This window comes from Desulfosporosinus metallidurans (assembly GCF_001936615.1).
Classification (GTDB): domain Bacteria; phylum Bacillota; class Desulfitobacteriia; order Desulfitobacteriales; family Desulfitobacteriaceae; genus Desulfosporosinus; species Desulfosporosinus metallidurans.
The window spans coordinates 71,082-91,163 of record NZ_MLBF01000003.1 but is presented as its reverse complement, the minus strand read 5'-3'; the positions used below and the strand labels follow the sequence as shown (position 1 = coordinate 91,163).

General features: G+C 46.8%; 16 protein-coding genes. 13 read left to right on the top strand and 3 right to left on the bottom strand.

Annotated features, from left to right (window positions below):
* Nucleotides 1-19 precede the first annotated feature (19 nt).
* Nucleotides 20-1,102 (bottom strand): 3-phosphoserine/phosphohydroxythreonine transaminase, encoded by a 1,083-nt coding sequence (gene serC / locus DSOL_RS03135; RefSeq protein WP_075363435.1) that lies wholly within the window; start codon nt 1,100-1,102, stop codon nt 20-22.
* A gap of 589 nt (nt 1,103-1,691) precedes the next feature.
* Nucleotides 1,692-3,536 carry an Rqc2 family fibronectin-binding protein gene (locus tag DSOL_RS03130; protein WP_075363434.1) on the bottom strand — a complete coding sequence of 615 codons (1,845 nt, stop codon included), beginning with the start codon at nt 3,534-3,536 and terminating at the stop codon, nt 1,692-1,694.
* A 151-nt stretch (nt 3,537-3,687) separates the two neighbouring features.
* On the opposite strand from DSOL_RS03130, the gene DSOL_RS03125 reads away from it, so the two are divergent.
* From DSOL_RS03125 to DSOL_RS03075, 11 genes are all read left to right on the top strand, one after another.
* Nucleotides 3,688-6,426: a calcium-transporting P-type ATPase, PMR1-type gene (locus DSOL_RS03125; RefSeq protein ID WP_075363433.1), complete on the top strand. Its 2,739-nt coding sequence runs from the start codon at nt 3,688-3,690 to the stop codon at nt 6,424-6,426.
* A 137-nt stretch (nt 6,427-6,563) separates the two neighbouring features.
* A complete protein-coding gene (gene dapF / locus DSOL_RS03120; RefSeq protein ID WP_075363432.1) occupies nt 6,564-7,400 on the top strand; it encodes a diaminopimelate epimerase in 837 nt (278 codons plus the stop codon).
* A 40-nt stretch (nt 7,401-7,440) separates the two neighbouring features.
* Nucleotides 7,441-8,613: an LL-diaminopimelate aminotransferase gene (locus tag DSOL_RS03115; protein ID WP_075363431.1), complete on the top strand. Its 1,173-nt coding sequence runs from the start codon at nt 7,441-7,443 to the stop codon at nt 8,611-8,613.
* 240 nt (nt 8,614-8,853) lie between these two features.
* Nucleotides 8,854-9,732, top strand: a complete 879-nt coding sequence (locus DSOL_RS03110; protein ID WP_075363430.1) for a YicC/YloC family endoribonuclease — start codon at nt 8,854-8,856, stop codon at nt 9,730-9,732.
* Between the two features lie 13 nt (nt 9,733-9,745).
* Nucleotides 9,746-10,021, top strand: coding sequence for an extracellular matrix/biofilm regulator RemA (gene remA / locus DSOL_RS03105; protein ID WP_075363429.1), 276 nt, complete (start codon nt 9,746-9,748; stop codon nt 10,019-10,021).
* A gap of 9 nt (nt 10,022-10,030) precedes the next feature.
* The gene (gmk, locus tag DSOL_RS03100) at nt 10,031-10,639 is read left to right on the top strand and encodes a guanylate kinase (RefSeq protein ID WP_075363428.1); all 609 of its coding nucleotides are present in this window, start codon (nt 10,031-10,033) and stop codon (nt 10,637-10,639) included.
* Complete coding sequence (rpoZ, locus tag DSOL_RS03095) at nt 10,636-10,842, top strand: DNA-directed RNA polymerase subunit omega (protein ID WP_075363427.1); 207 nt, start codon at nt 10,636-10,638, stop codon at nt 10,840-10,842. Before gmk ends, rpoZ begins: the two co-directional genes overlap by 4 nt.
* Nucleotides 10,843-12,039: a bifunctional phosphopantothenoylcysteine decarboxylase/phosphopantothenate--cysteine ligase CoaBC gene (coaBC, locus tag DSOL_RS03090; protein WP_075363426.1), complete on the top strand. Its 1,197-nt coding sequence runs from the start codon at nt 10,843-10,845 to the stop codon at nt 12,037-12,039. It begins immediately after the preceding gene.
* Nucleotides 12,040-12,202: 163 nt separating this feature from the next.
* Nucleotides 12,203-13,393, top strand: a complete 1,191-nt coding sequence (gene metK, locus DSOL_RS03085) for a methionine adenosyltransferase (protein WP_075363425.1) — start codon at nt 12,203-12,205, stop codon at nt 13,391-13,393.
* 203 nt (nt 13,394-13,596) lie between these two features.
* Entirely contained in the window at nt 13,597-14,883 is a 1,287-nt protein-coding gene (locus tag DSOL_RS03080) for a phenylacetate--CoA ligase family protein (RefSeq protein ID WP_075363597.1), read from the top strand.
* Nucleotides 14,884-14,897: 14 nt separating this feature from the next.
* Nucleotides 14,898-15,299 carry an ACT domain-containing protein gene (locus DSOL_RS03075; protein ID WP_075363424.1) on the top strand — a complete coding sequence of 134 codons (402 nt, stop codon included), beginning with the start codon at nt 14,898-14,900 and terminating at the stop codon, nt 15,297-15,299.
* Between the two features lie 252 nt (nt 15,300-15,551).
* On the opposite strand, the gene DSOL_RS03070 is transcribed toward DSOL_RS03075, so the two are convergent.
* A complete protein-coding gene (locus DSOL_RS03070; protein ID WP_075363423.1) occupies nt 15,552-16,799 on the bottom strand; it encodes a solute carrier family 23 protein in 1,248 nt (415 codons plus the stop codon).
* 360 nt (nt 16,800-17,159) lie between these two features.
* On the opposite strand from DSOL_RS03070, the gene priA reads away from it, so the two are divergent.
* Both priA and def read left to right on the top strand, forming a co-directional pair.
* Nucleotides 17,160-19,430 carry a replication restart helicase PriA gene (priA, locus tag DSOL_RS03065; RefSeq protein ID WP_075363422.1) on the top strand — a complete coding sequence of 757 codons (2,271 nt, stop codon included), beginning with the start codon at nt 17,160-17,162 and terminating at the stop codon, nt 19,428-19,430.
* Between the two features lie 126 nt (nt 19,431-19,556).
* Nucleotides 19,557-20,009 (top strand): peptide deformylase, encoded by a 453-nt coding sequence (gene def / locus DSOL_RS03060; protein ID WP_075363421.1) that lies wholly within the window; start codon nt 19,557-19,559, stop codon nt 20,007-20,009.
* Nucleotides 20,010-20,082: the final 73 nt, after the last annotated feature.

Below are 20,082 nucleotides of genomic sequence, written 5' to 3'. Positions count from 1 at the left end.
ATACACCACTCCTTAATTCCTATTTGTTTTCTGCTTCAAAGTTCTTCATAAATTCAACTAAAGCCTTAATCCCTTCGACGGGCATAGCATTGTAGATACTGGCTCTCATACCACCAACCGTTCGGTGTCCTTTTAAGTTCTCAAAACCAGCAGCTTTTGCTTCTTTGACAAATTTAACATCTAATTCCTCTGAACCCGTAACAAAAGGCACATTCATTAAAGAACGGTCCTTCTTGACGACTGTTCCTTTAAATAGCTTACTTGAATCCAGGTAATCATATAAAATCGCGGCCTTTTCCTCATTCCTTTTCTTCATTGCCTCGAGTCCGCCTAATTTCTTAACCCACTTAAATACTTTACCGCAAATATAGATGCCATAGGCCGGAGGAGTATTATAAAGTGATTTGTTATCGGCATGGGTTTTATATTTCAACATCGTTGGCGTACCAGGCAGTACATTATCCGTAATCAAATCTTCACGAATGATGACCACAACCACACCTGCGGGACCAATATTTTTTTGAACGCCAGCAAAAATAAGACCATATTTCGTGACATCAACGGGTTCAGAGAGGATATCCGAAGACATATCAGCGACTAAGATCTTGTCGCCGGTTTCGGGCAATTCATGGTATTTTGTTCCATAGATTGTATTGTTATGGCAGATGTAGACATAGTCCGCATCGTCAGAAATCTTTATAGTTTTGAGATCGGGTATATAGGTGAAGGTCTTATCTTCAGAAGATGCAAGAACATTAATCTTCCCATATAATTTACCTTCAGAAATCGCTTTCTTAGCCCATTGTCCTGTGTTAATGTGGTCAGCTACTTTATTTTTCATTAAGTTCATAGGAATCATGGCAAACTGCTGGGATGCTCCGCCTTGGAGAAAGAGTACCTTGTAATTATCAGGTATATTCATCAAATCTCTTAAGTCTTTTTCAGCATCAGTGATAATTTGTTCGAAAGCTTTCGAACGGTGGCTCATCTCCATAACGGACATCCCCGTGCCATTGTAGTCTAACATCTCCTCCGCAGCTTCTCGTAGCACCTCCTCTGGTAATACCGCTGGTCCCGCTGCAAAATTAAATACTCTTGCCATTAAAAAATCCTCCTTTAATATTTTCTTGCTTCGTTTATCCAATCGTGAGACTCCCGCCTCTTGTAAGTGGGAGTGGTACCCCGTACTCTCCTTCTATCGATGGCGAACTATATGCCGGTTATAAGGATGGTGTTTCATACACTAATAATCCTTCCTTTATAGTCTTTTGTTAATATGTTTTATATTGGATATCTTGAGAAAAATAAAACCCGCCCCCAAGTTTGGGGCGGGAAATTCCGCGGTGCCACCCAAGTTTTAACCGATAAAAGGTATAGGAATACAGACGCTTGAAAATAAACAAAACCCCTCGTCCTATTAAGGACGAGAGGTTATTCCCGCGTTGCCACCTATGTTGCCAAATCGGCCAACTTATGTCCGCGCTATCGGGCGGAACCCGTCACAATTCATCATTGGCCACTCCAGGATGGAATCCTTAAGCTTGTTAGACTGACTTGCACCAACCGCCAGCTCTCTATACTAAATGAGCTTAGAACTTCCCTTCATCGTGTTTAAGTATTAATCAGTTATTGTTATAGATTCTAACCGATTTGGATCAAGGTGTCAAGACTCTTTTATTCTATCTTTTTTATTATAGTTCCTCTTCTCTAGCCAGCAATTGCTCTAAGACCTCCGGTTTAGGCGTGAGGTATAAGGTCCAGTTCTGATCGTAGATCACCATTCCAGGCTTGGCCGAATTAGGTTTCTTGAGCTGTTTGACATGCGTGTAATCCACGGCCACTTGAGAAGAACCGCGAGACTGGCTGTAATAGATCGCTAGGGCGGCCGCTTCTTCAAGAGTGGCGTCGTCTGGAAAATCTTCTCCATCTTCGAGGGGGACTAGGACGTGGGAACCGGGGATTTGTTTGACGTGAAGCCAAAGATCGTTGGGTTTGCCTTTGCGCAAGGACAACCAATCGTTTTGAATATTATTTTTCCCGACAAAGATAGTTCGGCCTTGGCTCGAACGATAGACCCGAGGGTGGACAGCTTCCTTGGGAGCTTTTACTTTCGTTTTGGCCTTCGACTTCGTATTAGGACGACCTTTTTTAGGTTTAAGGTTATCCTTTTTCAAATGCTTTCCAGCCACATACCCTTGACTTACAAGTTCGACATGGATTTCATCAAGTTCCGAAAGAGTGAATGCCTGATCCAAACTGACTCGTAAGGAATCTAGGTAGTTCACTTCTTCGAGTGCGGCTTCTTTGAGTGGCTTTGTTTTGAGTAAGGTGGCCTTCGCTTTGTTATAGAGCTTGTAATAGCGCTGAGCGTTATCAATGGCACTAATATGGGGATTCAGGGGAATGAGCACGGAAGATAGTGAAGGGTCATAATAATCTTCAACCGTGACTTCAGCCACTCCAAGAGGAATACGATGAAGGTTAGCAGTAAGAAGTTCTCCCCATTTTTGATAAGCAAGACTGGAAGTGGCGCTGGTCATGGCTTCGTCATAGAGTTTAAGTTTCTTGCTGAAATGGGCGCGCTGTTCTTGAACAATTTTCCGCAGAGAGCCCCTTTTCGATTCAAGCGTGTTGTTAGAGGATTTCGACTGATAAAAGCTTGTGATGGCGTCATTTAATGTGGGCGTGGTTTCCTTTCTTAACTCTTGGTATTGCTGAAAGGGAACAAAACTAAAGGCCACAGGGGAAGTTTGGGGGGCATGATTATAATAGAGGCAAGGTTGAATTTCAAGAACTCCTTCAGGATTACATAACCTACGATAAGCTTGGAAAAGCCGTGAAACATCAATATCTCCGCAATGATGAAGGAGACTTTCTATGTTCAAGCCAGCTTGAACTACAATTTCACGCGCCAACTCAGGGCTAATGCCGGCAAAACGGGCGAGTAGTAGGCTGGTAATGGGACGGTCGAGATCTTCTTCGTAAAGGGCCTGTCGCCATTGTTCTTCGTCCTCTAAAGGAGGCTGTTTTCCCTGAGAGGGGGGAGCTAGATAGGTTCTTCCGGGTAAGACCTCGCGATAGCGGCTTGTGGCATGTGAATAGCGCTTCAGACCGTCAAGGATTGTACTAGTCGTCGGATCAACCAGGATGAGATTACTGTGCTTGCCCATGATTTCTAAGTGAAGATGCAGGGTGACTAAATCCCCACGGTCGTTGTAATTTTGAACTTCAAAGGTCACGACGCGTTCTAGTTCTTTTTGCTGTAAGCCAACGATTTTGCCACCCTCGAGGTGCTTACGTAAAATCATACAAAACATGGGAGGAGATGGAGGATTCTTCTTGTTTTCTTGGGTGAGGTGGAAGCGGGGGGAGGTGGCGCTGGTACTAAGTAAGAGGCGCTTAGAACCTTGCTGCAGCCGCAATTGGAGGTGGATTTCCTCCTTTTCAGGTTGGGAAATTTTATCGATACGTGCCCCGCTTAGTAGGGGAGCAAGTTCGTTCACGAGATAGGCGAGGGTAACACCGTCTAAGGCCATGGGAGGAACTCCTTTCATCACTCTCAAATTGTCTTTTTAGTATAACACACTTGTTCTGCCGAGGCATTTTTCGACCCCTTTGGGAATAAGCATGTACTACAAAAGGGACAAAGCCTTTTATTAACTGCTACAACAAAGGAGGAGAATAGGTATGCGGCAACAGGCATGGCATGTTTTGCCTTGGCTGGATGTGGCCAAGGCCTTGGACGTACATCCGGGCAAAGGGTTAAATGTTAAAGAGGTTCGTCGAAGATTGCAAGAGGTCGGCAAAAACGTCCTAGCGGTCAAAAAAGGGGTTCACCCTGTGTTCTTGTTCCTAGGTCAATTTAAAGATTTTATGGTTTTAGTCTTACTGGCGGCCACGGTAGTCTCTGGACTTCTAGGGGAAATAGCAGATGCCATCACGATCTTGGCGATTCTTATCATCAATGCTATTCTCGGTTTTGTTCAGGAGTTTCGCGCGGAGCGTTCCATGGAATCCCTTCGTTCCCTTACTGCTCCTGAAGCACGGGTGTTACGGGAAGGGACCGAGCAACGGATTCCGGCTGCAGACGTTGTGCCGGGAGATATTGTGCTACTTGAAGCTGGAGATCGTATACCAGCAGATGTGCGTTGGATTCAGGCTGCCAATATTCAAGTGGAAGAGTCCGCATTGACGGGGGAATCCCATCCTGTGGGCAAAAGTATTTCACCGCTCCAGGAAGAACTTACACCCATGGCGGATCGCAAAAATATGGGGTATATGGGAACCTCAGTGGTTAACGGTCGGGGCGCTGGTGTTGTCGTGGCCACTGGTATGGAAACGGAGATGGGCGTCATCGCCGGAATGATCCAAAGTGTGGAGGAGGAAGAAACTCCTTTGCAGAAGCGTTTGGCTGAACTCGGTAAATGGTTGGTTTTGATCAGCGTGCTTGTCTGTGTCGCTGTGGTGGTTACGGGTATTTTGCGGGGAGAGGATTTCTATAAAATGTTCTTCACCGGAGTGTCGTTAGCAGTGGCAGCCATTCCCGAAGGTTTACCGGCGATCGTCACTGTGGCTTTGGCGGTAGGGGTGCAACGGATGGTGAAGAGGCAAGCGATCATTCGGAAACTTCCTGCAGTGGAAACGTTGGGGTGTGCGACGGTGATTTGCTCCGACAAGACGGGGACTCTGACTCAAAATGAAATGACAGTACGCCAGATTTACTCGGATGGACGAAAGATTACTGTTTCTGGGCAAGGGTATGATCCTAAAGGGGAATTCCAGGGGGCTGATCCGGAGAAAGAAAAGGATCCCCTCAACGCGGCTTTAAAGATTGCAGCACTGTGTAACAATTCCACGTTGACCAAAAAGGGGGTTCAAGTTGCGGGGCTGTTTCGTTCTAAGGGAAAGGATGCTCCTTGGGGGATTGAGGGAGATCCGACAGAAGGGGCGATTCTAGTAGCTGCCGCAAAGGCGGGAATATGGCGTGAGGTCTTGGAACGGAAACAAGAGCGGATTGGAGAATTGCCGTTTGACTCGGACCGCAAGCGAATGAGTGTGGTTTATCAGACGAAACAGGGGCGGAGAGCCTATGTCAAAGGGGCTCCGGATAGGGTTTTGCAACTTTGCCAACAGGAGTTGACAGCCAATGGGGTAGTGGAATTATCCCCTGCACGCAAGCAAAGCATTATGCGAGCCAATGATGAAATGGCACGGCATGCTCTCCGCGTTCTGGCTGTTGCTGAAAAACCGTTGTCAGATGCTGAGCCACTCGATGAGCATGTTGAGCGGGGGTTGACGTTTGTCGGACTCTTGGGAATGATTGATCCACCGCGCCCCAGTGCCATTAAAGCGATTAAAATTTGTCGGCAGGCGGGTATTAAACCGGTCATGATAACGGGGGATCATCGCTTGACCGCTGAAGCCGTCGCTCATGAGTTGGGGATTTTACGAGGAATGGGCGGCGGGGTGGTTTCAGGAGAAGACCTGGAGCGGATGTCGGATCAGGATTTAAGCGAAAGGGTCATGGATATTTCCGTATATGCCCGTGTGACTCCAAAAGATAAATTGCGAATTGTGCGCGCCTTTAAAAGACGTGGGCAAGTGGTTGCCATGACGGGTGACGGGGTTAACGATGCTCCGGCGGTCAAAGAGGCGGACATCGGGGTAGCTATGGGCCTAACAGGAACAGATGTAACCAAGGAAGCTTCGTCGATGGTTTTGGGGGATGATAATTTTGCGACGATTGTAGCCGCCGTGGAAGAGGGCCGGGGGATTTACGATAACATCCGCAAGTTTATACGTTACTTACTTTCTTGTAATTTGGGAGAGGTTCTAACCATGTTTTTGGCGACACTCGTGGGTTTACCACTTCCGTTACTTCCGATTCAAATCCTTTGGGTTAATCTTGTCACAGACGGCTTACCTGCGATGGCGTTGGGAGTCGACGGAGCAGAACCGGGCATTATGAATCGTCCCCCTAGGGCGCCGGGAGAGAGTATCTTTGCGCGCGGCTTGGCCCGAAAAATTGGGGTGCGGGGGACCATGATCGGACTGGGAACGCTTTTGGTGTTCGTTGTTGGGCTCTTGATGGGGGTCAACATGTTAGGTGCTCGGACTATGGCCTTTACAACGCTGGTATTTTCTCAGTTGTTCCATGTCTTTGATTGTCGGTCTGAAGAGCGAGGGATCTTCGAAGTGGGTCTCTTCACAAATCCCTATCTTGTTGGAGCAGTGCTGGTTTCGACGATCATGCAGCTTAGCGTCATTTATCTCCCGCCGTTACAAGTAATCTTTAAGACTGCACCTTTACAAAGTTGGCAATGGGTTTTTATCCTGTGCGTAGCTGGAGGACCGTCTGTTTTGATTGGATTTGCTCGGCTCCTTAAAACTAGCTGGCAAGGAAAACCGTCTCTAGCCAAGGGATAAACGTTTATTAAACGGGTATTATGTATAACTCCCTCTCTCCTCGTGTATACTTGGTTCAAAAGGTTGACCCACTTCATCCGGCGTAGTATCCTTTTAAGGAGATAATACGTAGGATATTGAAAACTGGGGGGAGCACGATGGAATTCATTAAAATGCATGGTCTGGGGAATGATTTTGTTTTCCTAGACCATTTTTCTGTTTCAGCCGACGTGGATTATCCGAAGTTGGCCCAAAAGCTCTGCCACCGACAGTTTGGCATCGGCGGAGATGGGTTAGCCGTAATACTCCCTTCGAAAGCCGCAGATGCTCGGATGCGCATCTTTAATCCAGACGGATCCGAACCAGAAATGTGTGGGAATGCTTCACGCTGTTTTGCACGGTATGTTTACGATCAAGGGATTATCCTACATAACCCAATGCGTGTTGAAACTCTTGCTGGGGTCTTAACCTTAGGACTTAATATCCAAGAAGGCCAGGTTCAAGGAGTGCGGGTGGATATGGGTGAGCCTATTTTACGGGCCGACCTTATTCCTGTTCTGGGCCAAGCAGAACCGGTGGTTGGGCAGCCACTCGAAGTATTTGGGGAAACCTTCCAATACACGGCAGTTTCCATGGGGAACCCGCACTGTGTCATCTTTGTGGAGGATTTTGATACGCTTGATTTTGAACGTATTGGTCCGGCGATTGAAAAACATCCGTTGTTTCCTCGTAAAACCAATGTTGAGTTCATTCGTATCGATTCCCCTCGTGAAATGACCATGAAAGTATGGGAGCGGGGTGCTGGACCGACGCTGGCCTGCGGTACGGGTGCATGTGGCGCTACGGTAGCCGCGGTGCTCAACCAGAAGACAGAACGTGCCGTGACCGTTCATTTGCCGGGTGGAGATTTATTTATTGAATGGGGACCAGACAATCACGTCTATATGACAGGTCCTGCTACTTATGTGTTTAAGGGTATGTGGTTGGAATCTTAGATCTAGTTTGATCAAAGCATCGAAGGAGGATTTTCTGATTATGGAAGAAGCACAACGAATTCAGGCGTTGCCCCCGTATTTATTTGCCCGGATTGACGAAAAAATAGCAGATGCAAAGGCCAAAGGGGTGGATGTCATTAGTCTGGGAATTGGGGATCCTGATCTTCCAACTCCGGATCATATCATTGACAAGTTGATAAAAGCAGCACACAACCCAGAGAATCATCGTTACCCTTCTTATGTAGGCATGTTAGAGTTTCGCTCAGCGGTGGCGGAGTGGTATAAACGACGTTCGAATATTGAACTTGATCCGAAAACAGAAGTGGTTACTCTGATCGGATCTAAAGAAGGGATTGCCCACATCGCGTTTTGTTACATTAATCCAGGAGATATTGCCTTGATTCCTGATCCTGGTTATCCAGTCTATGCCGTTGGGACCTTGCTGGCGGGCGGAGTTCCGTATACTATGCCGCTCAAGGAAGAAAACGGTTTCTTGCCTGACTTAGACGCGATCCCAGCAGAGGTGGCTCAAAAGGCGAAACTGATGTTCTTGAATTATCCCAATAACCCCACCGGTGCCATTGCAGATGAAAGCTTTTATTTAAAAGTGATTGCCTTTGCTAAGAAATATGACATCATTGTTTGCCATGATGGTCCTTACTCGGAAATTGCTTTTCAGGGGTACAAGCCTTTGAGTTTCCTAGAGGTTCCAGGGGCCAAAGAAGTTGGGATTGAGTTCCATTCAATGTCCAAAACTTATAATATGACGGGCTGGAGAATTGGTTGGGCGGCAGGAAATGCAAGGGTCATTGAAGCTTTAGGTCGTATCAAATCGAACATTGACTCGGGAGTTTTTCAAGCAATCCAAGAGGCTTCGATTGAAGGACTTTTGGGAAATCAGGACATTATCGAGGAAATTCGCAAGATCTATCAGGAACGACAAGATATCGTTATTGAAGGACTGACTGCACTCGGATGGAAGGTGGAACGGCCTAAGGCTACGATCTATGTTTGGCCCAAAGTACCTAAAGGGTTTAGCTCAGCTTCTTTCTGCGAGTTAGTCTTAGATAAGACGGGTGTGGTACTTACTCCTGGCAATGGCTATGGGGAATATGGTGAGGGTTACTTCCGTATTTCGTTGACGATTAGTACAGAGAGACTTCGGGAAGCACTGAGGCGCTTACAGGATAACCTTGGGAAATTCGAATTTTAGGCAAGAATAAGATGATAGTAGTTGGTTAATTATTGTGTTGCAAATAGCAAGAGCCTTTCACAAACGTGGAAGGCTCTTTGCTGCTTCTGGGCGAAGCTGCGGTGAAAGGAAATTACTTGCCCGATCTGTTATACTATAGTTAGGCATGTCTATCCAAATTAAAAGGCAAAGCTTAAAGGATCTTAATAAATTACAAAGGGGTGAGCAACCCGGTTGTTAGGTGGTTAAACCGGGTGATAAATGGCAAATAGTATGACAGGATTCGGGCGGGGAGAGGCGAGTGGGAACGGTTATCAGTTCTCAGTAGAGCTTAAATCCGTTAACCATAGATTCTTAGAGATTGTTGTAAGGTCTCCACGTAATTTTGTGGGGTTTGACGGACGGATACGCAAAACCATACAAGAAAAGTTTCAACGTGGACGAATAGAAGTGTTTATCAATGTGGTGGAAACTGAAGGAAGAAAGAGATTGGTGAAGGTTGACAAAGAATTAGCGCTGTCGTATGATAAGTCATTGAGGGATCTTGCCTCAGCCATAAATACTCCGTATGAAGCGGATATTTACCGTTTAGTTGCTTTACCGGAGGTTCTTGCGGTTGAAGAGCCAGAAATTGAGCTTGATGTTTTATGGGGGACTTGTGCTGAAGCACTTATGAAGGCCTCCGATGGTTTCGAGCAAATGCGCCGTACTGAAGGAGAAAAGCTAACGATCGATCTATTACAAAGGCTTGATCTCATTACTGAGTTTCTACAGACGATTGCCGAGCGTGCACCTTTGGTCGTAACAGAGTACCAAGAACGCCTGCAGGAACGCATTCAAACCCTCTTAGGCGGGGTTGAATTGGATGCGGCTCGACTTACGAATGAAGTGGTCTACTTTGCGGAGCGCACATCAATTACAGAAGAGTTGGTACGTTTTGACAGCCATTTGGCTCAATGTCGTGACGCCTTGCAAAGTTGCGAACCAGTGGGGCGCAAACTGGATTTTTTAGTTCAGGAATTGAACCGAGAAATTAATACCATTGGATCAAAAGCAAATGATTTAGGGATTGGTCAAATGGTGGTTAGTGTGAAAAGTGAATTAGAGAAGGTACGCGAGCAAATTCAAAATTTAGAGTAATGGAGGACTCACCTTGGACATTAAACTCATTAACATTGGGTTTGGCAATATAGTATCTGCCAACCGAATTATCTCCATTGTAAGCCCGGAATCCGCTCCAATCAAACGCATCATTCAAGAAGCGCGTGACGCGGGCATGCTTATAGATGCAACGTATGGTCGGCGTACACGTGCTGTGATTATCTGTGACAGTCATCATGTAATTCTTTCTGCAGTTCAACCTGAAACAGTGGCTCATCGTCTTTCCAGCAAAGAGCCCAGTACACACGCAGAAGACCCAGCAGATTAGGGGTGTAGCGTGGAAAAAAGTCAAGGCTTACTAATTGTACTATCAGGTCCTTCTGGAGCGGGTAAAGGAACGCTTTGTCAAGAATTGCTGCGTCAAATGCCCAGTCTTAGATATTCTGTCTCATTGTCAACACGATCCCCGCGCCCTGGGGAAGTGGAAGGGATCCATTATTATTTTGGTACGAGGAATGAATTTGAATCCATGATTGCTCGTGACGAATTGCTGGAATGGGCCGAGTTCTGTGATAATTACTACGGGACGCCACGATTCGCTGTCGAACAAGCGCTCCAGGAGGGCCTGGATGTTATTTTAGAAATTGAAATCCAAGGCGCATTGCAAATCAAAAAGCGGTTTCCTCAAGGTGTGTTTACCTTTATCGTACCACCTTCCCTGGATGTTCTCTCTGAACGCATCCACAAACGCGGAACAGAGACTGAAGAAGTCATTCAGAAGCGATTAGCCAAAGCAATTCAGGAGCTGGAATATGTGAGTGAGTATGATTATGTTGTTGTTAACGATGAAGTTCCTGTTGCTGTCGATAAACTAAAAAGTATTCTTGTCGCTGAGAAATGCCGAGTAAAACGGAAACCGTTTGTTTTTAAGGGGGAGTCTGTATGAAACAACCTTCACTCGATCGCTTAATGGATAAGGTGGATAGCAAGTACACGTTGGTCCTTGTGGTTGCCAAACGGGCGCGTATGATCATGGAAGAAGCAAGGCATGAGGATTTAGCGAAAGGCGTGAAGCCGGTAAGCATCTCCCTCGAGGAGATTTCTCATTCTCAATCAACGTATGAATGTACTCCAGAAGAGGATTTGTAAATGTTAACGGGCAAAAAAATCCTCGTTGGACTTACTGGTGGGATAGCAGCTTACAAAGCAGCGGAAGTTGTTAGCCGCTTGCGTAAGTTGCACGCCCAAGTCCACGTGGTGATGACCAAGTCGGCAACGGAGTTTATTGCTCCGCTTACACTTCAGAGTCTTTCAGCAAATCCTGTGTATGTAGATCTGTTTGATGAACCTAAACTGTGGAATGTTGAACATATTGCTTTAGCTGAGCATATTGACGTAGCTCTTGTTGCTCCAGCCACAGCCAATATATTAGCAAAGATGTCGCTAGGGTTGGCGGATGACTTTCTATCGACGGTTCTATTAGCGACTCGCGCACCGATTTTTGTGGCACCGGCCATGAACCATGCGATGTATCATCATCCGGCGACTCAAGACCATTTAGTGCATCTTCAAGAACGTGGGGTTCAGATTATTGGACCTGACACAGGCTTTCAAGCGTGTGGATCCGAAGGGGACGGACGTATGAGCCAGCCGGTGGACATCGTGGAATCCTTAGCGAGGTTTTTCGCTGGGGCGGATTGGTTAAAAGGTAAAAAGGCGCTTGTGACTGCGGGCGGAACACAAGAACCACTTGATCCGGTTCGTTACCTTGGCAATCGAAGTTCCGGTCGGATGGGGTATGCTATCGCGCAAGCGTTACAGGAAGCCGGAGCTGAGACCATTCTTGTGAGTGCGCCCACCGATCTGGCAGTTCCAGCTGGAGTGACCTGTATACAGGTGCAAACGGCCCTTGAGATGTATGATGCTGTCTTGACGCGGTTTTCCGAAGTGGATGTTGTCATTAAGGCTGCGGCCGTTGCGGATTATCGCCCAGCGGTTCAAGCCGAACAGAAAATTAAAAAAGATGGGACAAGTCGCACGCTGGAGTTGATTCCGAACCCTGATATATTAGCTGAACTTGGACGTCGGAAAACGTCCCAGGTTCTCGTTGGATTTGCAGCTGAGACGGAGAATCTCTTGGCGAACGCACAGGATAAGATGCACAGGAAGAATGTGAATCTCCTGGTGGCTAATGATGTGACTAAGTTGGGAGCAGGCTTTGGGAGCCTTACAAATATCGTCAGTTTTCTCTTTCCAGATGGAAGAAAAATAGATTTTCCTCAGATGAGCAAACATGAGGTTGCACAACATCTTGTTCGCGAGGTTGCCAATCTCCTCGGGGTATAAAGAAAACCTGGCTTGCGCCAAGCCGCAGGCGACGGCCAAGGATGGCCAAGTGTCCCTGTAGCCATGGATGGCGAGAAGGGACCGACGGCGGAAGTCTTTGGTTGCACTTATGCCACCCGAAACTTATACTTTCGGACTTGGTAGAAACAAAGGAGTGAACTAAATGGTTAGAAAATTATTTACATCAGAGTCTGTGACTGAAGGGCATCCAGATAAGATCTGTGATCAAATTTCCGATGCCATTCTGGATGCGATTTACGCTCAAGACCCTAATGCTCGTGTGGCTTGTGAAACGACTGTTACGACAGGCTTGGTTCTGGTCAGCGGTGAAATCACGACCACATGTTATGTTGATATTCCTCATGTTGTACGGGAAACAATTCGCGGGGTAGGTTATACGCGGGCTAAATATGGCTTTGATGCGGATACCTGTGCGGTCTTGACCTCGATAGGGGAGCAATCTGAGGATATAGCGCTGGGCGTGAACCGTGCTTTGGAAGCGAAAACTGGCGAAATGACGGATCGTGATATTGAAGCGATCGGAGCCGGTGATCAGGGCATGATGTTCGGCTATGCGACGAATGAAAGTGAAAGCTTCATGCCGCTTCCGATTGATTTAGCACACCGATTAGCACGCAAACTCAGTGAGATGCGGAAATCTGATTTTTTAAGTTACCTTCGCCCAGATGGTAAAACTCAAGTTACCGTGGAATACGAGGATAACAAACCGATCCGTGTGGATACCATTGTAATCTCCACTCAACATCATCCGGATGTTACACAAGACCAAATTCGCCGGGATTTGCTGCAATATGTTGTCTATCCGACCGTTCCTAAAGAGCTTCTAGATGAGGATACGAAGTATTTCATCAACCCAACTGGACGGTTTGTCATCGGTGGTCCCCAAGGGGATTGCGGTCTCACAGGACGTAAGATTATTGTCGACACTTATGGCGGGATGGCACGACATGGCGGAGGTGCGTTTTCTGGTAAGGACCCCACAAAGGTTGATCGTTCGGCAGCGTATGCGGCGCGTTATGTGGCAAAAAATGTCGTTGCTGCGGGATTGGCTGAACGGTGTGAGCTACAAATCGCTTATGCCATTGGCGTAGCCCGTCCAGTATCCGTCTCTGTTGAGACGTTTGGAACAAGTAAGATTGCTGATAATAAAATCGTTGACTTTATACTGCAGACGTTTGACCTTCGGCCAGCAGGCATCATTAAGGCTTTGGACCTTCGACGCCCGATTTACCGTCAAACAGCAGCGTATGGGCATTTTGGCAGAACGGATCTCGACCTGCCCTGGGAAAGAACGGACAAAGTTGAAGCCTTGAAAAAACTTGCGGGGCTGTAAATTTAATTAGCTTATTGAGTCCCCTTGATCACAATGTGATTTAGGGGACTCTTTTCTATGAGCTTTCTACCTTGACAAGCAGCAGATAATTTAGGTATGATAACCAAAACTGTAGTATATTAGATCTGGTAATTGAGATTTAGATGAAACGTGTTATAGAGGTGGAAACTGCACATAAAATTATGGTAGGGAGAGATGGGGAGATGGACAAAGTAGATCATGAAGATACTAAAGCTGAGCGTACAGAGGAATATTGGCTGAAGAGTCTTCGGAAAACGGTAGAGAGAGTATTGCCTATTCCCCACTATCGAGAACGATTTGGAGCGATAGGAATCACCCAAGCAGAGGATGTTCAGACTCTTGAGGATTTCCAGAGGCTTCCTTTAACCACGAAAGAAGATTTACGCAAAAATTATCCCTTTGGGCTTTTTGCTGAACCAATGGACAACATTGTACGCCTTCATGCCTCTTCAGGAACAACGGGCAAGCCAACTGTTGTGGGGTATACACGCCAAGACATACTTCTTTGGGCAAAGATCGTGGCCAGAGGACTAGAGAGAGCAGGCGTAACTAAGAAGGACATCGTCCAAATTGCTTATGGCTACGGCTTGTTTACGGGAGGGATGGGACTACACTATGGCTGCGAAGAACTGGGTGCCGTAGTGGTTCCTATATCCGGTGGAAATACAGCACGCCAACTCATGCTTATGCGGGATTTTGGTACAACTGTGTTAGCATGCACGCCTTCTTATGCATTGTTTTTAGCGGAAAGTCTCGAAGAATCGGGGATTGCAAGAGAGGAATTAAAATTAAAAATTGGCATCTTTGGTGCAGAGCCTTGGACAGAAGGAATGAGGGAACAAATTGAAGCGCGCTTGGGCATAAAAGCGTTCGATATCTATGGACTTAGCGAAACTATGGGACCGGGTGTTGCCCTAGAATGTCAGGCTCACCAGGGATTACATATTGACGAACATTTCTATCCCGAAATTTTGGATCCTGAAGGAAATCCACTACCTGTTGGAGAACGAGGGGAGTTGGTCATTACCAGTTTGGACAAAGAGGGGTTTCCGGCTTTGCGTTATCGGACAAAGGATTTGACCACGTTACATTATGGAATGTGTCCCTGCGGCGAGGTTGGCTGGACAATGGAACGTGTCTCGGCTCGGGTGGACGATATGTTAATCATCCGAGGGGTAAATGTCTTCCCCAGTCAAGTCGAAGAGGCGATTCTTTCCTTGGGAGGGTTTGAACCGCATTATCTGCTTGTCGTATACCGAGTTGGGAATTTGGATCAACTAGAAGTCCAGGTGGAAGTCAATGAAACCAGCTTCTTTGACGAAGTGCGAGAGTTGGAAGGGCGTCAAGAACGCCTAAAACAGAGAATTGAGGAGATTCTGGGTATCTCGATTCGCATTCGGTTGGTAGAACCCAAGAGCATTCCAAGGAGTGAGGGGAAAGCCGTTCGGGTTATCGACAAACGCCAATAGGGAGGAGTAATTGTATGTTGCAATTATCAATTTTTCTTGAGAATGCCAAGGGACGGTTGGCTGAGGTCATTAATTTACTCGCCGAACTAAAGGTAAATTTGCGGGCCTTGTCGTTGGCGGATACCAAAGATTACGGAGTGCTACGGATTATCGTGGATGAGCCTGAAGCGACAACGGAAAAATTACGAGAACACAAAGTCGTTGTTTCCTTAACCAAGGTCTGGGTCCTTAAAGTTCCTGATCGCGCTGGTGGATTGGCAGAGATGCTCAATCAACTCGTTAAAGAAGATGTCGTCGTGGAGTATATGTATGCCTTTGTGGAGAAAGAGAATGAGCAAGCTCAGGTTGTTCTCCGAGTACAGGATCAGGATATCATGGTGAAAGCGATGCAGAAGATTAATTCGCCTATAAAGTAGGAGGAAGTGACTTAGCCCGTTCGCACACGCTGCATTGCTCGCCTCGTCTATCACCATCCTGGGTGGACGAGGCACTCGACACATCCTGTGTCAGCGTTCCCTTCATACTGCGGCTAAAGCACATAACCTCTGGGTCTACTGGTCGAATGCTATGCCCTCCATGGCGATGCTCTATCTTTGAATGCATTGCGAGAGGGAAATAACGCAAGAGGCTATTGTCAAACAATAGCCTCTTGCGTTATTTCGTTTAATTTACCTTACCTTACTTTGTTTCTTCACAGAGCTTGAAACTTTGACGTTTTCGGTATGACCTTTTAGCACAAGGTTTAGAGTAATTCCGACGATGGTTGCCCATGCTACGCCGTGGTCTGGTAACCCAATACCAAGGGCGAAGATGACGGAAGCAATGATGAGGTTTTTCGTTTCAGAAAAGTCCACTTTAGCTTCGATGAGAGTGCGTAATCCTGCCGTGCCGATCATCCCGAAGAGGAGGATGGTAACCCCACCCATCACGGCTGTGGGAATGGACATGATCGCAGCTTGCAACGGGTTAAACATACTAAAGATGATGGCTATGATCGCGGCCATCCAGATGTTAAAGGTACTGTAAACCTTTGTCACAGCGAGCACGCCGATATTCTCACCATAAGTGGTTACTGGAGGACCACCGAGAAAACTGGCCACAACGGTGGCTAGGCCATTACCGAGGAGGACTCGGTGAAATCCGGGGTTTTCTATCGGATCGGAATGTGTGATGTTGCCGAGAACAATCATATGTCCTAAATCTTCAATGATTGTTACTAAGGCGAGAGGGGCCATCGCTAACATAGCTACTTTATCTAAGCTGGGCAGTCGGAAGTCACTACCGAGCTTTACAGGGAAAACAAAAAGTGTATTCAAAGAGGCATAGAGGGGTTTGAAATCAACAAGACCCATGATTGTGGCGACGAAATAGCCGGCGATGATGGCTATAAGGATCGGAATAATCTTGAGGAAGCCTTTGGCATACACTGAAAGCAAAGCCGCCAAGGCTAGCGTGAAAGCGGCGATCGGCCAATTGTTAGCGGCCATGCTTATGGCCGTAGGGGTCAGACTTAAACCGATGATGGCGACGACCGGTCCGGCAACGATGGGGGGGACAATCTTGTGAATCCAACGGGTTCCAAAGGCAGCCATAAGAAAATAGATGATAACATACACCACGCCGACGGCTAGAACCCCACCCATAGCTGAGGAAGGATTATGTTGCCCCTTAACAAAAATTGTTAAGGCCGCAATGTAGGCAAACGATGAACCAAGATAAGCTGGAACTCGACTTTTCGTTAACAAAAGGAATATTATCGTGCCGATTCCTGAGGAAAGGAGAGCCACCGATGGGCTGAGTCCGGTCAAAAAAGGGACAAGAACAGTCGCGCCAAACATGGCAAAGACGTGTTGTAAACCGAGAGGGATCGCCTGGGCAAGGGGGAGTCTTTCGTGAATTTGAACTTCTGTAGACATGGTATTCCTCCTCTTTCTAAACAAAAAACCTCTTCCCTGCCCGCAAGCAAGAAAGAGGTGTCCATGTTTAACTCATGGTGCGCCATTCCCTTCTTAGTCTCACGGGACTAATTTAAAGGTGCAAGGATTTAACTTGTTCTGAGCATACCATAATTTATTCTAGTTTGACAAGAGGCTAATAACTTTTTGTGTTTTAATAAGCATTTGACCCTGAAAAACCACCTATCTTTGATTATTCAAGCTGGACGGGCTATGATAAAATGAAGTCGCATGAAAAATTTGATATAATGTTATCAACCAATATTGTCAATTAGCGCAACTGTAAATAGTATTGATTTAGTCTAATAAGGAGGCGTCATTGTGTTTCGCTATGCTGAAGTATTGGTTGATGTAGCAAATCGTCGCCTAGATAAAAGCTATCATTATTTAATTCCAGAATATCTTACCTTAAGCATAGGAATGCGTGTGCTCGTTTTTCTGCAACACCGCAAGGTTCAAGGACTTGTTGTAAATGTGACGAATGAGCTACCAGAAGAACTAACGTCTGTAAACCTCAAGCCTGTATTAGAAATTGTAGATGAAGACAGTCTGGTTCCTCAGGAATTAATCGAACTGGCCCATTGGTTAGCACAAACGACGATTTGCTCGGTTGCGCAAAGCTTACATACGGTCTGGCCACTTCTAAAAGGAAAAGTAGAAGAGTGGGTCACTCTCATGGTATCTGTCAAGGATCCAGATGTTCAGACCCTACAGTGGCTCGATTCGGAAGCCTTCCGAGCGATCGCGGTGCTTAGCCGGGCACGGAGCAAATCGATTTCCCTGAAGATTTTCTTGAAGCGAGCGAATATTTCGGAAGGGACGCTTGCTAAACTCCTCCAACAGGGTTGGGCGAAAAAGGAAACGCGCTTTGTCACGACAGGGGCGGGGTCCAAAAGGAAGGCATCATGTTGTGAAGGTTCTTTAGTCGAGGATCATAAGTTAACTTCGGGTCGGACTTACGAATTAACCGTAGATCAAGCCACAACTGTGAGAAATGTTTGGGCTGCTTTAGAGGAAGGTTCCCCTCAAACCGTTTTATTACACGGCGTGACAGGAAGTGGAAAAACGGATGTTTATCGTGAATTGATCGCGCAAGTATTAGTGCAAGGCGGAGATGCCATTCTTCTTGTGCCAGAAATCTCCTTGACTTCTCAAGTTGCCCGGTACTTCGAAACCCAATTTGGCGATAAAGTCATTATTTTGCACTCAGGTCTACAACCAAGGGAAAAAATGAAAGCCTGGGAAGACATAGTGTCTGGGCAGAAACGGATCGTCATCGGGGCGCGTTCAGCCGTGTTTGCACCCCTGCCAAATTTGCGTCTCATTATTCTGGATGAGGAACATGATGGCGCGTATAAACAAGACGAGAATCCCAAATACCACGCGCGAGATGTCGCCCGCAAGCGGATGGAACAGCGGAAAGGTGTCGTCTTGCTTGGGAGTGCGACCCCTTCCTTGGAAGCCTATGCCGCAGCACAATCAGGTAAAATCCGCTTGCTAACCATGACTCGTCGGGTCGGGGAGAGTGTTTTGCCACCGGTTGAGATCGTGGATATGCGGGAGGAATTGGCACAAGGAAACCGAAGTATGTTTTCTCGGTTGCTGCAGCAAAAATTGCGCCTAAGACTAGAACGGGGCGAGCAAACCATGCTTTTTTTAAATCGCCGAGGGTATTCCACCTTTGTGGTTTGTCGGGAATGTGGTTATGTGGTTAGTTGTCCAAACTGTGATATTGCCCTCACCTATCATAGCCAAGGGCAGGCTATGCGTTGTCATTATTGTAACCATAGTGAGCTTCCACCGCATACCTGTCCGCAATGCGAGAGTAGATATATCCGGTTTTTTGGACAGGGAACACAGCGCGTGGAGGAAGAGCTACAGGGTCTCCTACCGGAGGCCCCAATATTGCGCTTAGACTATGATACGACACGATCTGGCGAGGCCCATCGCACGATCTTGGAACGATTTCGCCGTCAAGAAGCCGCCATTTTGGTAGGGACGCAAATGATGGCCAAAGGATTGGACTTTCCCAATGTCACGTTAGTTGGGGTGATTGCAGCAGATCAAACGCTTAATATGCCAGATTTTCGATCTCGAGAACGGACGTTTCAACTCCTTACTCAAGTGGCTGGTCGAGCGGGTCGGAGTAAGACGCCTGGTGAGGTCGTGATTCAAACGTATACTCCGGCAGAGGGTGCCATTGTGAGGGCGGCCCACCATGATTTCCAGGGATTTTTCTGGGAAGAGATTCGCTATCGTAAAGAACGAAGGTATCCACCGTTCACTCACATCATTCGTGTCCTTCTCCTTCATGAAAAAGAGGATCGGGTTATTAAAGGGGCCCAAGATTTAGGGGCCTGTCTGCAACGAGGAATACAGGATCCTAAATTTGGAAATACTGAATTAGATCTTCTTGGGCCTGCGCCTGCCATTCTATCCAGACTTAAGAATCAATGGAGATGGCAAGTTTCGGTCAAAGGGAGACATCTGGAGCAACTCAGGGCATTTTTGCATCAAGGGGTTCAAAGCTTTTTTAAGAGTTCGGCTAGCAATGGTATTGTTCTGAACATTGAGGTCGATCCACTTTCCTAAGGCAACGTGGAGATCAATCAATCATGAAAATTGCTAGTTACTTAATTATAGGATATAACAGAGAGAACGATACATCAGGGCAAATGACTTGGAGTTATGGGTTCTTATTGAAAGGAGTAAACGAAAATGGCTGTTTATAAGATTGTGGAAATAGGTGCAGAGATACTGCGCGAAAAGGCAAAAGAAGTTAAAGAGGTTAATCCTTCGATCATAAAACTCCTAGATAACATGCTTGATACTATGCTTGCCGCCGAAGGGGTGGGGTTGGCAGCTCCTCAAATCGGGGTATCAAAGCGGGTTGTTGTTGTTAAGGTGGACGATGAACTCGTTGAACTTATTAATCCTGTTATCTTGGAAAAAGAGGGAGCAGCTACCGCGGAGGAAGGGTGCCTTAGTATTCCGAATGTGACGGGAGATGTCGTGCGGGCTGCTAAAATTCGTGTCCAAGGGTTAAACCGACAAGGGGAAATGATGGACATTCAGGCCGATCGTTTGTTGGCGCGCGCTCTACAGCATGAGATTGATCACCTTGAGGGAATACTATTTGTCGATGTGGCCAAGAAAACTTATCGGGGCTAACGGCGATGCACGATGCACGAGGCGCGATAATACGAAAATAGGACTACGGGCTTCGAGTTCGAGCATCGAACCT

Coding starts and splice junctions, on each gene's coding strand:
- DSOL_RS03080 (WP_075363597.1), top strand. CDS start 13,597: ATGGACAAAGTAGATCATGAAGATACTAAAGCTGAGCGTACAGAGGAA.
- DSOL_RS03070 (WP_075363423.1), bottom strand. CDS start 16,799: ATGTCTACAGAAGTTCAAATTCACGAAAGACTCCCCCTTGCCCAGGCG.
- metK (WP_075363425.1), top strand. CDS start 12,203: ATGGTTAGAAAATTATTTACATCAGAGTCTGTGACTGAAGGGCATCCA.
- DSOL_RS03125 (WP_075363433.1), top strand. CDS start 3,688: ATGCGGCAACAGGCATGGCATGTTTTGCCTTGGCTGGATGTGGCCAAG.
- dapF (WP_075363432.1), top strand. CDS start 6,564: ATGGAATTCATTAAAATGCATGGTCTGGGGAATGATTTTGTTTTCCTA.
- DSOL_RS03130 (WP_075363434.1), bottom strand. CDS start 3,536: ATGGCCTTAGACGGTGTTACCCTCGCCTATCTCGTGAACGAACTTGCT.
- DSOL_RS03115 (WP_075363431.1), top strand. CDS start 7,441: ATGGAAGAAGCACAACGAATTCAGGCGTTGCCCCCGTATTTATTTGCC.
- serC (WP_075363435.1), bottom strand. CDS start 1,102: ATGGCAAGAGTATTTAATTTTGCAGCGGGACCAGCGGTATTACCAGAG.
- coaBC (WP_075363426.1), top strand. CDS start 10,843: ATGTTAACGGGCAAAAAAATCCTCGTTGGACTTACTGGTGGGATAGCA.
- DSOL_RS03075 (WP_075363424.1), top strand. CDS start 14,898: ATGTTGCAATTATCAATTTTTCTTGAGAATGCCAAGGGACGGTTGGCT.
- def (WP_075363421.1), top strand. CDS start 19,557: ATGGCTGTTTATAAGATTGTGGAAATAGGTGCAGAGATACTGCGCGAA.
- DSOL_RS03110 (WP_075363430.1), top strand. CDS start 8,854: ATGGCAAATAGTATGACAGGATTCGGGCGGGGAGAGGCGAGTGGGAAC.
- rpoZ (WP_075363427.1), top strand. CDS start 10,636: ATGAAACAACCTTCACTCGATCGCTTAATGGATAAGGTGGATAGCAAG.